Origin of the sequence: Phyllobacterium sp. TAF24 (genome assembly GCF_052113785.1) — a bacterium.
Lineage (GTDB): Bacteria > Pseudomonadota > Alphaproteobacteria > Rhizobiales > Rhizobiaceae > Phyllobacterium.
In genome coordinates, this window is record NZ_JBFRDN010000006.1 from 101648 (window position 1) to 115027 (window position 13380).

At 53.6% G+C, this 13380-nt stretch carries 13 protein-coding genes; 2 read left to right on the forward strand and 11 right to left on the reverse strand.

Annotation, left to right across the window (positions count from 1 at the left end):
• Positions 1–31: 31 nt before the first annotated feature.
• The 4 genes from AB4Y96_RS07635 to AB4Y96_RS07650 form a co-directional block, all read right to left on the reverse strand.
• On the reverse strand, positions 32–751 hold the full coding sequence (locus AB4Y96_RS07635) for a Bax inhibitor-1/YccA family protein (protein ID WP_441916479.1): 720 nt from the start codon (positions 749–751) through the stop codon (positions 32–34).
• A 27-nt stretch (positions 752–778) separates the two neighbouring features.
• Positions 779–1552: an anti-sigma factor family protein gene (locus AB4Y96_RS07640; protein WP_091881363.1), complete on the reverse strand. Its 774-nt coding sequence runs from the start codon at positions 1550–1552 to the stop codon at positions 779–781.
• Complete coding sequence (locus AB4Y96_RS07645; protein WP_441916480.1) at positions 1536–2081, reverse strand: sigma-70 family RNA polymerase sigma factor; 546 nt, start codon at positions 2079–2081, stop codon at positions 1536–1538. The genes AB4Y96_RS07640 and AB4Y96_RS07645 overlap by 17 nt, the downstream gene beginning before the upstream one ends.
• 148 nt (positions 2082–2229) lie before the next feature.
• Positions 2230–2565: a GIY-YIG nuclease family protein gene (locus AB4Y96_RS07650; RefSeq protein ID WP_441916481.1), complete on the reverse strand. Its 336-nt coding sequence runs from the start codon at positions 2563–2565 to the stop codon at positions 2230–2232.
• A gap of 143 nt (positions 2566–2708) precedes the next feature.
• Here AB4Y96_RS07650 and AB4Y96_RS07655 point away from each other — a divergent pair, with 143 nt between their 5' ends.
• A complete protein-coding gene (locus tag AB4Y96_RS07655) occupies positions 2709–3353 on the forward strand; it encodes a DUF2239 family protein (protein ID WP_441916482.1) in 645 nt (214 codons plus the stop codon).
• A gap of 96 nt (positions 3354–3449) precedes the next feature.
• The gene (locus AB4Y96_RS07660; protein WP_441916483.1) at positions 3450–4820 is read left to right on the forward strand and encodes an MATE family efflux transporter; all 1371 of its coding nucleotides are present in this window, start codon (positions 3450–3452) and stop codon (positions 4818–4820) included.
• 9 nt (positions 4821–4829) lie between these two features.
• Here the strand turns inward: AB4Y96_RS07660 and AB4Y96_RS07665 are convergent, their stop codons facing one another.
• The 7 genes from AB4Y96_RS07665 to AB4Y96_RS07695 all read right to left on the reverse strand — a co-directional run bounded on the left by AB4Y96_RS07665 (position 4830) and on the right by AB4Y96_RS07695 (position 13137).
• Positions 4830–5744 (reverse strand): SMP-30/gluconolactonase/LRE family protein, encoded by a 915-nt coding sequence (locus AB4Y96_RS07665; RefSeq protein ID WP_441916484.1) that lies wholly within the window; start codon positions 5742–5744, stop codon positions 4830–4832.
• A 165-nt stretch (positions 5745–5909) separates the two neighbouring features.
• Positions 5910–7535 (reverse strand): FGGY-family carbohydrate kinase, encoded by a 1626-nt coding sequence (locus AB4Y96_RS07670; RefSeq protein ID WP_441916485.1) that lies wholly within the window; start codon positions 7533–7535, stop codon positions 5910–5912.
• 5 nt (positions 7536–7540) lie between these two features.
• Complete coding sequence (locus AB4Y96_RS07675) at positions 7541–8623, reverse strand: zinc-binding dehydrogenase (RefSeq protein WP_441916486.1); 1083 nt, start codon at positions 8621–8623, stop codon at positions 7541–7543.
• Positions 8624–8658: 35 nt separating this feature from the next.
• Positions 8659–9645 (reverse strand): ABC transporter permease, encoded by a 987-nt coding sequence (locus AB4Y96_RS07680; protein WP_175540622.1) that lies wholly within the window; start codon positions 9643–9645, stop codon positions 8659–8661.
• The gene (locus AB4Y96_RS07685) at positions 9632–11164 is read right to left on the reverse strand and encodes a sugar ABC transporter ATP-binding protein (protein WP_441916487.1); all 1533 of its coding nucleotides are present in this window, start codon (positions 11162–11164) and stop codon (positions 9632–9634) included. The genes AB4Y96_RS07680 and AB4Y96_RS07685 overlap by 14 nt, the downstream gene beginning before the upstream one ends.
• A gap of 55 nt (positions 11165–11219) precedes the next feature.
• Positions 11220–12140: an ABC transporter substrate-binding protein gene (locus tag AB4Y96_RS07690; RefSeq protein ID WP_091881384.1), complete on the reverse strand. Its 921-nt coding sequence runs from the start codon at positions 12138–12140 to the stop codon at positions 11220–11222.
• A gap of 112 nt (positions 12141–12252) precedes the next feature.
• Positions 12253–13137: a helix-turn-helix domain-containing protein gene (locus AB4Y96_RS07695; RefSeq protein WP_441916488.1), complete on the reverse strand. Its 885-nt coding sequence runs from the start codon at positions 13135–13137 to the stop codon at positions 12253–12255.
• Positions 13138–13380 lie beyond the last annotated feature (243 nt).

Genomic DNA, 13380 nt, shown 5'->3' on the forward strand with positions numbered 1-13380 from the left:
TTTGATTTACGCAATCAGTGATCTGACCGGATTACTCTTCGCGCTGACCTGTCAGCTGCAGCAGCAACTGGAAGATATTGACAAAGTTCAGATAGAGCGAGAATGCGCCAAAAACAGCAAGCTTCTGCTGCGATTCAGAATCGAAGCTTTCCGCATACTGTTCCTTGATCGACTGTGTGTCCCAGGCAGTCAAACCGATGAATACCAGCACACCGGCAACCGACACCACGAACTGCAGCATGGATGAACCGAGGAAAAGGTTGACGACACTGGCAACAACAACACCGATCAGGCCCATCATCAGGAATGCACTGAACTGGGAAAGGTCACGTTTGGTTGTGTAACCATAGAGGCTGGTTGCACCAAACATGGTCGCTGCGATGAAGAACGTACGGGCGATGCTGGTTCCGGTGAAAACGAGGAACACCGATGCCAGCGACAATCCCATCACCGCACAGAACGCCCAGAACATGGCCTGCGCCGAAGACGCGGACATGGACTGCATCTTGAAAGAGAAGAACATGACAAATGCCAGCGGTGCCAGCATTACGACCCATTTCAGGGGGGTCGAAAAGATGGGTACATAAAGAGCTGGTGTTGACGCAACAACAAACGCAACAACACCGGTCAGGACAAGACCAAGACCCATATAATTGTAGATGCGCAGCATATGCTGGCGCAGACCTTCATCGAAGGCCGCGGATGACTGGCCGCGAGTCGTGTCCATCCCATAGCGAAGAGGGGTATTCATAAACATGGTTCCTTTCGGTTCATTGGATCAGTAAAGGGTTTTGGCAAGGCTTATCGCAGCGTTTTCGAGATCTGCTGTTGCAGCATCCGAAACGAGCGCATAGGCGACATCGCCAATCTGGAAATAGGCCGCCGAAGTGTCATTGACGCGCACGGCCTTGGGTTTGACGACGTCAAACGTGCCGGGGCGGACGGCGAAGAGTGAAACCGGACCAAGATTATCAGACCGGACTTCCATTTCGACGCTCGGCCCAAAGTTGGATGGGAACAGCTGAACATCGCGAACGCTCCACTTGTCTGGCATGGTAGGTATGACGATCCCGGTCGATGCGCGTATCTCGGCAGGGTCATAACTGCGCGTTTGCGGTTGCGATGCCATACCGGCACGGACCGAAGAGGTCTTGTGGGCCATGATGGCATCGGAGACATAGGCGGGTGGAGGCGTCGCAGCCACCACCTTTGAGACTGTCAAAGGGCCAAATCCCGCATGCGCCATCCATCCCAAAGCGAGCAAAACACCAACCGCTGCCACACGCTGCAACCCGCCAAACAGCCGATCGCGTCCGAGGCCTCGTTCAAGACGATGAGCAAGCTCCGAAGTTTCCGGAGAACCCGTCGTGTGGCCCTGCACTAAAGCGAGTCGCAGTTCATCTCGCGACTGCAAATCGGACATAACACGAGCCGCCTGTTCCGGATGCTGTGACAAGTAGCGTGCAACTTCAATTCGGCGCAGCGCATCAAGTTGATCGTCAATGTAAGCATCAAGATCAGCTTCGACCACGGGATCAATCGTTTCGGTCATCGCGACCTCCTACAATTTTCAAGTGACCAGATTTGTCTGGCTGCTTTTCTGTTTCCTGCGAACGAAGCGTTGCGCGAGCGCGGCTGATCCGCGACATCAAGGTCCCGACAGGAATGTTCAACGTCCCTGCCGCTTCCTCATAAGAAAGCCCCTCAATAGCCACGAGATGAAGGGCAGACCTCTGCTCCTCGGGCAGCGCAAAAAACGCTTCTCTTATCTGGCCAAGCCGCACGGAATGCTCCTGCGGCGCATCGATGCTCGTCTCATTCAAGAAATAGGCGGTTTCCAGAGTTCGGGCTTCTGTCGCGGTTGAACGTTTGACGTCGATGAACCGGTTATGGAGGATCGACAGCAGCCAGCCACGCAACGTTTTGCCGTGACGAAACCCGCCTCGCCGCTCATAGGCGCGCAGAAGCGTATCCTGAACAAGGTCCTCAGCGTCAGCATCGTTCCGGGTCAGGGAACGGGCATAACGACGAAGAGACCCAAGCTGTCCAACAACATCAAAGCGTGGTTTCGGCGTTTTCATAATGAGTATACGGAGCCCGCGCGGTTTTATTCCCGCTGCATCCTATTATTTTTTACAGCTCAAACAGATTATTTGTTTTGGAAGGGCGCTGACGGGCCCATCCCACGTCGGGCCCTTCATTTGAAGGTTTCGCGGAAATCGTCGCCGATCAAATTGCCAATCCACCAAGCAATGAGCGCCAGTATAGAGCCCGCTCCTTGAGCCGCGCATCGCGCACATAGGTCAGATCTTCATTGTCCAACCGTTCAAGTTCTTCGAATGTGAAATCCTGGGCGTCGTGAGCATTCCATGCCTGCTGCAATTCCCGGCACGGATGATTGCCGAGACGAAGTGTGAACCATAGACGGTTCTGGATCGTGTCGAGAGTTGTGCTTTGGCCAATCCAGGCAGTGCCGGACATGAGGCAGCGAATGGCATAAATCCCCATAATCAACTTTCTTTCCTTGTAGGCGGTCGTCGCAGCTTTCCTGTTTTCAGTTTTCATCCACCATTCCAATCATTTCAGACATTTCGAGCTGCAGACCAAATAACAAGCAATTCGACTTCGGTCAATTTATTACCCGGATGATATTGACTATAGTATTAAAGCCCGGATATAAAACATCGCATTAACAGCGAGCCAATCCCATGACCGACCATCTTTCCAAACCTTGCACCGCCTTCGAAGGCAATCGCATCCTGTCATCAGGCCCTTTGATTGAGGTGGCGCTGGCCGTAAAGAACGCATCTGAAGAAAAGCGCGCAACTGAGCCGCTTCTTGTCTTTGACGACGCCACGGGTCGCGCGATGGATTTTGATTTACGCGGAACCAAGGCGGATATCATCGCCAGACTGGTGCAATCTTCGGTGGCTGCGAGCAATCAACCGAAAGTGCCTCAATCAGTTGCGGAGTCCACGACTGACACCATCGAAACCGCTCCGCGTGGACGAGGCAGGCCAAAACTGGGAGTAATTGCACGCGAGGTCACGCTGTTGCCGCGCCATTGGGAATGGCTCGCAGCACAAAATGGAGGCGCATCGGTTGTTCTGAGAAGGCTGATAGACGAAGCCAGAAAGGCCGGTGGCAGCGAACAAAAAATACGTGCGGCACGGGAAGCCGCTTATCATTTCATGTCCGCCATGGCAGGAAACTTACCACACTTCGAAGAGGCAATCCGCGCCTTGTTTGCGGGTGATCGGGAAGCATTCATTGAACGCATTGCTGATTGGCCTGAAGACATAAGCAGATATGCAACAAAGCTAGCCTACGGAGACGCTGCCCTCTCCCCATAATCTGAAAGCTAGCCTCTTCCAACTACCCACAATCAAATCCTCAGAACTGGAGTGGCCTACCGCTCCGGAAAGGCAGGCTTGTGCCTGACAATCAAGATGAACCAACAAACGACCACACCGGTTGCCTCAAGACCTCTCTGGCAGATCTACCTTGCTATCCTGCTCCCTATGATGCTGACGAATATTCTGCAGTCGGCATCCAGTACGGTTGACGGGATATTTCTGGGTCAGCTTCTCGGGGTCAATGCCGTTGCTGCTGTATCCGCATTCTTTCCCGTCATCCTCTTGCTCTTTGCGATTGTCATTGGCGTTAGCAGCGGCGCCACTGTTCTCATCGGTCAGGCATGGGGTGCGGGTGACCATAGCAAGGCTCGAACCGTGGCCGTCACAGCGCTTGCCATGATGATCGTTGCAGGTCTTGCCGTGAGCATCGTCGGCGGCTTGCTGGCTCCAAAGATTATATCACTGCTGGGAACGCCCGTGGGCATTCAGACTGAAGCCACGACCTATGCAAGAACATTGCTGATCGGGATGCCGTTTATCTTCATACTTTGGCTGGTAACATCAATGAGCCGTGGCGTATCTGATGCGGTGACACCGTTATGGGCATTGTTGGTTGCCACGATTATCTCCCTGATTTTCACACCCGCCCTGATCCTCGGCTGGTTTGGTCTGCCTCAACTCGGCGTCGCCAGTGCGCCGGTTTCAACGATTATTGCGTCCATCGCTGCCTTGCTTTGGCTCGGCCAGCATTGGCAGCGCAAGAACCATCCCCTTGCCCCGGACTTTCGGCAATTACTGAGAATACGCATCAATCCTATCATGGCCAAAGTCATCCTGCGTATCGGTGTGCCGATGGCTGTACAGATACTCACTATGGCGATTGCCGAGATTGTGCTGCTTGGTCTGGTAAACCAGCACGGTGCACAAGCAACAGCCGCCTATGGAGCAATCAACCAAATATTGAACTGGGTGCAGTTTCCGGTCATGTCGCTCGGCATCACGACTTCGATCCTTACATCCCATGCCATCGGCGCGGGACGACCGGAGCGGATCAGTAAGATCTTACGGACGGGACTCATGCTCAATATCGTCACCACCGGCAGTTTTGTCCTGCTTGGCTACACCCTTGCCAAACCCATTATCGGTCTGTTCATCACCGACCGCGACGTCGTGGCTTCGGCAACCCACCTTCTGCACATTGTTCTGTGGAGCCTGCTTCTCGTTGGGGCAACAAGCGTCCTGACTGGCGTCATGCGTGCCAACGGAACAGTTTTTGGCCCGACAGCTCTATCAATTCTGGCTATTCTCGCAATCGAGATACCTTTGGCGTACGGGCTGAATGCCCGGCTTGGCCTGCCCGGGATTTGGTTCGCCTATGCCACGACGTTTGTCTCGATCTTGCTCTTCCAGTCGCTGTTCTTTCACTTCGTATGGCACAAGCAACAGGTCTCACGACTGATCTAGATCTAACCCTCAAGGTTGCTGCGCGCCGGTTGTTGTCACATAGATCGCGTAAAGCGATTTCGTCGCCGTGATGAACAACCGGTTGCGACGGGGGCCTCCAAAAGTCAGGTTGGAAACGCCCTGGGGGACTTTGATCTTACCAAGCAATACGCCGTCGGGACCAAAACAGTGAATGCCATCGGCCGCACTTGACCACAGATTGCCATCCGTATCGACCCGCATACCGTCTGGAATCCCGTTATCAATATGGGCGAATACACGACTATTGTTCAATGTCTTTCCATTGACAACATCAAATACGCGGATATGCCGTGGCGCGCCTTCCGTATGGCTTGCGCCGGAATCTGCTATGTAAAGCAGGTTTTCATCCGGTGAAAAAACAAGGCCATTGGGCTGAAGGAAATCGGTTACAACAGCTGAAATGTCGCCGTTCGAGGGATCAAGCCGATAGACATTGCGTGACGGCTGTTCAGGATCAGATTTATATCCCTCATAATCAGAGAGAATTCCATAGGTTGGATCAGTAAACCAAACCGAGCCATTCGAATGGACGACGACATCGTTGGGAGAATTAAGCTTCCTGCCAAGATATTGATCCGCCAGAACAGTTATGGTTCCATCGACTTCGGTTCGGGTGACCCGGCGCGCACCGTGCTCGCATGATACGAGGCGGCCTTGCCGATCCCGTGTATGACCATTGGCAAAATTGGAAGGTGACCGGAAGACGGAAACACCACCATCCGGCACCCAGCGCAACATGCGCTGGTTGGGAATATCGCTCCACAAAAGGCAATTGCTGTCATTGAACCACACCGGTCCCTCGGCCCAACGGCAGGAAGAATACAGTTCTTCAAGCGCTGCGCTTCCGACAATGAGAGGCCGAAAACGTTGATCGTGAATTTCGTAAAGCTCGGTATTGGCCATTGGGGGGATACACCAGTTTAGCGTTGGTCAAAATTGCATCGACCGGCAATCACAATCACGCCGATGATGATAGTGCCTGTCATGACCGCCAAATCTATAGGTATTGAGCATCGACACAAGTGATGGATCACAGGCCCTTGAGCCTATGATCCGAGCCTTGGGAGGCTAGAGCGGTTTCATCAGCTGCCGTATTTCCCAATCAGCGATCTGCAGCAGCCGATAGACCTGCATTTTGCTGTGATGGTATTGAGCTATGTCATTACGACCGGGGTGATAAACTTTATCGATATGGGACATTACCTCCATCGCTTCACTGGTTGACGAAAATGCCCCGGCGGCCATCGCTCCCAGAATGGCAGCGCCCAGCAATACGGGCTCACTGCTCGTCGGAACTGCAACGGGAACCCCCGCCGTATCGGCGAGAATTTGACGGACCAGTTCTGACTGTGCCGCTCCGCCGCTGGCAACAACTATCGTAATGTCGATGCCTTGTTCTTTCAGGGCATCGATGATCTGGCGGCAGCCATAACCAAGACCGCACAGCCCTGCAACATACAGATCAACCAATCCCGATACGTCCCGGTTTGCGTCTGCTCCGGCAATAATGGCCCTGGCATCGGGATCAGCATTGGGAGAACGATTGCCCAGGAAATCCGGCAGGACATGCACACTTCGCGCGCGTAGCGCAACTTCACTCAGGTTTGAGCCACCCATCACGGCCTGTTGTTCAAGCCATGCCACGAGTGACATGCCGCCTTCCGCAGCGAGTATGTCCGCCTCTGGAGAGGCCGGATGCATGTGTATCAACTGATTAATGGCCGCACCCGCTGCCGATTGACCAGCTTCATTGAGCCACAAATCCGGGACCATGGCCGAATAATACGGACCCCAAATACCTTTCACGTAAGTTGGCTCGCGTGTCGTTGCCATGGCACAGGCGGAGGTACCAAAGATGTAGGCAAGTGAATTTTCCAACGGGCCCAGTCCACTCGCTCCGACAGTGCCAATTCCGCCAGCATGGGCATCAATGAGTCCAGCACCGACGGGCGTGCCCGCATTCATTCCGAAATCGAGAGCGGCTTGCGAAGTCAGTCCACCAGCCAATGGTGTTCCCGCCGCAACGACCTTCGAGCCAATTTGCTCAAAGGCGTTTTCTGTAAGTTCGCCCAAGCCAATGCCATGAAAATAGCTCTCATCCCACCGCCTTTCATGAGCAAGATAGGTCCACTTGCATGTGACCGTGCAACCGGATCGAGCAAGACTGCCTGTCATCCGCCATGTCAGATAATCGGAAAGATCAAAGAAATGGGCGGCAGATGCAAAACTATCCGGCTTGTTTTCCTTAAGCCAAAGCAATTTCGGCGTTTGCATTTCCGGCGAGAGCTTGCCACCGACATAATTCAGAACCGGATGACCCGTTGCATTGATACGTTCCACCTGCTCGGTTGCCCGGTGGTCCATCCAGACGATGACATTACGTTGCGCATCATTGGATGGGCCCACCGGCACCGCCGCGCCGTTTTGGTCTACCACCGCAAGTGAGCAGGTGGCATCGACGCCGATACCGGCAATATCAGATGCAACAATATCAGCCTGCCCAATAGCCGCTCTTATCGACGCTGAGACCGCAGCCCATATATCCTCCGTTGACTGTTCGACGATTTCGCCAGCCTCATACCACGTGCGAACAGGGTGTCTGGCGGAGGCAAGGAGCACTCCGTGTCTATCAAACAATCCTGCCCGCGCGCTGCCGCTACCGACATCAACCCCAAGAAACACGCTACCGCTCATGCTTCTTACTCGGCAGCCTGGCGCAAGTGCGGAACCATCAAGACTTTGACAGCATCCGGCCGCGCGGAAACTTCCAAGGCCTCATCCCAGTCATTCATGTCATAGTGGTGGGTGACGATCCCTTTCGAGGTGACAAGCTTGCGATCAAGAAGATCGATAGCAACGGGATAACAATAGGGGCCTAGATGCGCACCACGCAGATCGAGTTCCTTGCGGTCGCCGATAATGGACCAATCGGCTGTGGTCTCATGACCAAAGACCGAAAACTCCACGAACCGCCCCAGCTTGCGGATCATTTGCAGCCCTTGCGTCACGCCGATCGGCGCACCTGTTGCCTCGATATAAACATCGCAGCCATAGCCCTCGGTCAGCGCCTTGATGCGGCCAACCGCATCCTCATTTTTTGGATTGATCACGATATCGGCTCCGAACTTCTTGGCCAGTTGCAACCGCTCATCGACAGGATCAATGACGATAAGTTTCTTTGGTGTCTTCAGATGGGCAATTTGCGTCATCATCAATCCCAATGGGCCGGCGCCAGCAATGACCACGACATCATCGAGTTGAACATCACCCCGGTTGACCGTATGGATGGCACAGGCAAGAGGTTCAACAATCGCAGCATCTTCCAAAGGCATGTGAGACGGAATTTTGTGTACACGGGCGTTGGATGGGATGCGCATGTATTCAGCCAACCCGCCATCGGCCACATCCTTTTGAAAACCGAAAATGTCGTGCTTCTCGCACATCCAGTAAGAACCGGATTGGCAATAGCGGCATTTGCCGCAAGGAACGATCTGTTCAGCAATGACAGTATCCCCAAGAGCGACGCCGAAATGCAGATCAGCGCCCGGTCCCATTTCGGCCACGTAGCCGAAGAATTCATGGCCCGCGACAACCGGCGCTTTGACCCATGGGTCCTTCCAGAACATATCAGCGCCGGACCAGCACTTTCTGTCCGATGCACAGATACCGCAGGCTCCGATCCGGATGACCAGTTCATTTGGCCCAGCAACGGGTTTGGCGATCATCTCGACCCGGTAGTCTTTGGGCCCGTGGCAAACGATGGCAGTCATTGTGTCAGTCATTTTTCATACTCTGCAAGTTGGTTGATTGGAAAGATTCAGCTGCGCCGTTCGCGGCCGATGTAAATGGCAAGAAGAATGATCCCGCCCTTGATCACATTCTGGACGTAAGGGTCGACGCCCATCATGTTCAGACCGTTATTCAGCACGCCCAACAGCAAGGCTCCGATGAGTGTGCCAATAACCGAGCCACGCCCGCCCGCTATCGAAGTCCCTCCGAGAACAACTGCCGCAATGGCATCAAGTTCAAAACCGGTGCCGGCATTGGGCTGTCCGCTCATGAGACGGGAGGTCAGAACGATGGCTGCAATCGATGCGGTGAAGCCGCTGAGAACGTACACAAACAGTTTGGTACGGCTAACGCGTACGCCCGAAAGGCGCGTCGCAGTTTCATTGCCGCCGATTGCATAAACATGCCGCCCGAACGGCGTCCGTTCCAGAAGCACCCATGCCAGCACATAAACAACAAGCATGATGAGAATTGGCATTTGAACGCCCAGAACCGTGCCGCCGCCGAAGAACTTGATCCATGATGGCAGGCCGCTGATGGGATAGCCGCCCGAATACATGAGGCCAAATCCGCGCGCTATGCCCATGGTGGCAAGGGTGACGATGATTGACGGCATTCCCGCAAACGCGACCAGTCCGCCATTAAAGACACCAATACCGATGCCGATACCAATACCTGCCAGAAGAGCCAGCGATGCGTTGAGACCAGCAACCATGAGCCCCGCGGCAATGGTCCCGGCAAGCGCCATGACAGCACCGACCGATAGATCAATCCCGCCAGTCAGAATGACGAACGTCATGCCAGCGGCGATGATGGCAATGATCGATACCTGCCGCATGATATTGGTGATGTTTGCCACGGACAGAAAGCTGTCGCTGGCAAAAACCATGATGATGGATACGGCCAGAAGCCCTAGCAATGGATAAAAAATCGGGGACTGCCTGAGCACCCGCAGCAGATTCTGCTGCTTCAATGCCATACCAGTCGCCATCTGTGTTTGATCAGACGAAGTCATGATGGATACCTGCATTGTGGTTGGTTTCACCTGCCGTTGCGTAACGCATGATGTCCTCGGGCGTGATCTGCGGCGGTTCAAGAATGGTGGCAATCCTGCCCTGTTTGAACACAGCCACCCGGTCAGACATACCGACGATCTCAGGCAGTTCCGAAGAGATCATGACAATGGAAAAACCACGTTCAGTCAGTTCGCGCATGAGCTGGTAGATTTCCGCCTTGGCGCCCACATCGATGCCGCGCGTGGGTTCGTCAAAGAACAGGATATCGGCATGGTGATTGAGCCATCGGGCGATGACAACCTTTTGCTGATTGCCTCCAGACAGACTATCGACACGACTTTCCGGGCCGCTGGCCTTCAGCTTCACCTTTTTCATCATGTCGAGGGCACTGTCGTGCTCGGCCTTTCCGTCGATGAAAAAATGCCATTGTTTGTATTTGCCCAGATTGTTGAGCGTCATATTGTTGCGCACGCTGGAGGACGTAATCAGGCCCTCGCCTTTCCGATCTTCCGGCAACAGTCCGATCCCTTGCAGCAGCGCATCGCTTGGGCTGGAAAGCTTGGCATCTTTTCCATGCACCCTGACCTTTTTACGGGTCGTGGAGATTGCTCCGATGATCCCAAGTGCGGTTTCCGTTCGACCTGAGCCCACAAGCCCGGCAAATCCCAGAATTTCGCCCTTGTAGAGACTGAAACTATTGACCGGGTCACCACCCGCCAACTGCAACTCAATGACATCGAGTGCGATCTCGTTTCTCGGCGGATTAAACGGCTTTGACGGAAAGCTCTTTTCGATCTTCCGGCCAACCATCAGTTCGACGAGTTCATCGATATTTGTCGAGCCTACAGCCCGTTCACCAACAAAACTGCCATCCCGCAAAACAGTGATCCGGTCACAGATTTCAAAAATCTCATCGAGGTGATGTGAAATGAAAATCATTGCAACACCCTGACGCCGCAGTTCCCGCATGATGGCAAAGAGATGCTCGGCTTCGCTTGGTGTTAATGTTGCGGTGGGCTCATCGAGAATGAGAATGCGTGCATCAAGCGCCAGTGCCTTGGCAATCTCAATGAACTGCTGCTGCGCGATGCTCAAATTCTGCACCGGCTCATCCAGCGGAATAGTAATGCCGAGCCTGTCGAGCAGTTCTCTCGACCGCTGGCGCATGCGTCCGCGCTGGAGCATGCCGAAAGCAGAGCGCAGCTCTCGCCCGAGAAATATGTTTTCAACCGCGTTGAGATAGGGGATCAGGCTGAATTCCTGAAAAACGATACCAACGCCTGCCTTGACTGCATCCTCATAGCGGGCAAAGACACAATCCTGTCCTTCAATCAGAATTCTGCCCGCATCCGTCCTGTGGACACCGCATAGAATTTTCATCAGCGTCGATTTTCCAGCACCATTTTCACCCAGCAGCGCGTGGATTTCACCGGCCTTGACGATCATGCTGACATCGGTCAACGCCTTGATGCCGACAAAGCTCTTTGAAATATTCTCGACTTGCAAAAGTGGGCTCATCGTTGCGTTCCTCCGCAATGAGGTTTCCCGCGTCTGGCGGGAAACCTCATGCTGGTTACCAGCTGAAACCAGATGCGTTCTTTGCATCGACCACGACCACATCGATCGGTAACGCTTGCGGAACGACCTTTGCACCCCAGTGCTTTGCCAAAGCCAAGGCGAGACCAATGCGCACCTGATCACGGGGAAACTGGGCTGTCGTTTCGATGAAGGCTCCGCCTTTGCCGATGGCTTCAACAGCCTCAGGCGCACCATCCACGGAGGTGAGTTTGATATCCTTGCCACTGGCTTCGATGGCCGAGAGCACACCCATCGAACCACCGTCATTGACCGAGAAAATACCCTTCAGATTGGGATGCGCCTGGATCATGTTTTCGGTGACACTCAGGGCTGTGTCGCGTTCCTGCTTGCCGTTCTGCACTTCGACGATCTTGATACCAGGCACTTCGCCCAATGCTGCCTTGCATCCTTCAACACGCTGCAGAATGGGAACAACAGGAATGCCGTCCAATATGGCGACCTCTCCAGAACCACCAAGTGCCTGCGCGAGATACTTGCAGGACATATAACCGGCATCGCGGTTTTTTGAGCCTACGAAACTGTCCACCGGACCAGAAGCATTGGCATCCACCGCAACAACGATAATACCGGCGTCATGGGCCGCTTGCACCGCAGCTTCGATACCACTGGAATCAGTTGGATTGACCAGAAGGATATTGATGCCTTGCTGGATCATGTCCTCAACATCGGCGATCTGCTTGGCGACGTCGTGTCGAGCATCCGTAACGACAACTTCGGCTCCGAGCGATTTTGCTGCCGCGTTCAACGCATCCTGCATGCTGACGAAATAAGGGTTGTTGAGCTCCTGAAAAGTCATGCCGATTTTAAGCGGCTTGCTTTGGGCGAAAGCCACAGCCTGGCTGCCGCCAATCAGAATTGCCGCGACTGATGCCGCCTTGATGAATGAACGCAACATTGTGTCTCCTCCACTTGTTGTTTGCGCTACAGATAAATCTCTCCCTTTCGCAGGAACGGTTTTCGCGTTTCTACGTCAGTACTCAGTCAATGGTGGTCGTGTTTGCTGCCGGTCAGGCAGCTGCCTTCCTCGCGAACTGTTCTGCGTGCAGCACGCGGAATCTCGAGGGTGCCATTGCTTTCAGTGCCAAAAACTGGCGATTGAAATTCGAAAGATTATTGAAGCCCACCTCGTAGCAAATATCCGTAACGGACATACCCTCCTCGCTCATCAGCAGCTGACAGGCGAGATTGATGCGCAACCGGTTGATATATTGCACGGGCGTCATACCCGTGTGCTTGTGAAAGGAGCGGGAAAATGCACTTGCGCTCTGACCCGCAATCGCCGCCAGGCTGCTTTCCTTCTTCGGTGATGTAAGGTTTTCGGCGATGTAGGACAAAACCTTGTTCATCGACACGGACATATAACCCGACGGGTCTGGCATGTAGTTGTGGCTTGCCAGCGGCTTGCGCTCCGGCGCATTGACCAATTGATGAATGATCTGCATGAAAAGGGCGATACGGCGTGCACCATGCGCATCGACAAGCTCACTCAAATTGGGTTTTACGGCTTTCGCTGTCTCCGGATCAAAGAGCAATCCGCGCGGGCTCTTCTGCAGGATCGTCTTGAAAACAGCAAGCTCCGGAAACACGTCCATCGTATTTTCAATAAACCGTTCAGTGAACTGGACGATCAGGCCACGCCTCTCGATGACCTGACCTTCGGGCACATTGCTAACCCAATTGTGGGGCAGATTTGGTCCGGTCAGAATAAGGTTACCTGGTTCAAATTCACCGATGAAGTCACCGACGAAATAACGACCGGATGTTTCTACAATCAAATGGATTTCATATTCAGGGTGAAAATGCCAACGAACTGTATGATAAGGATAACCGTGCGACCAAGCTTTGAAGGCCTCACCGCGACAAATCTGTACAACTTCAAGATCTGGTCTCATTGGCCCTCCTCCGGCAATGAAACGCACTGAGCCGTCTGCGTTGTTAATTCGGATAACGAGCCGGTTTGCTTGTGGTGTTGATCCTCCTCCAAGTTCACCGGCCATTCTCTGGCTCTTGAACAAAACACTAAACGCGCGATAGCAATTCAGCTACCTCGTTTTCAGCACCATACTGATACTTTTTTGATATTTTGCTTACTCAAACTTCAAAATATGCACCAGCGATACGCTGATTGGATGGCT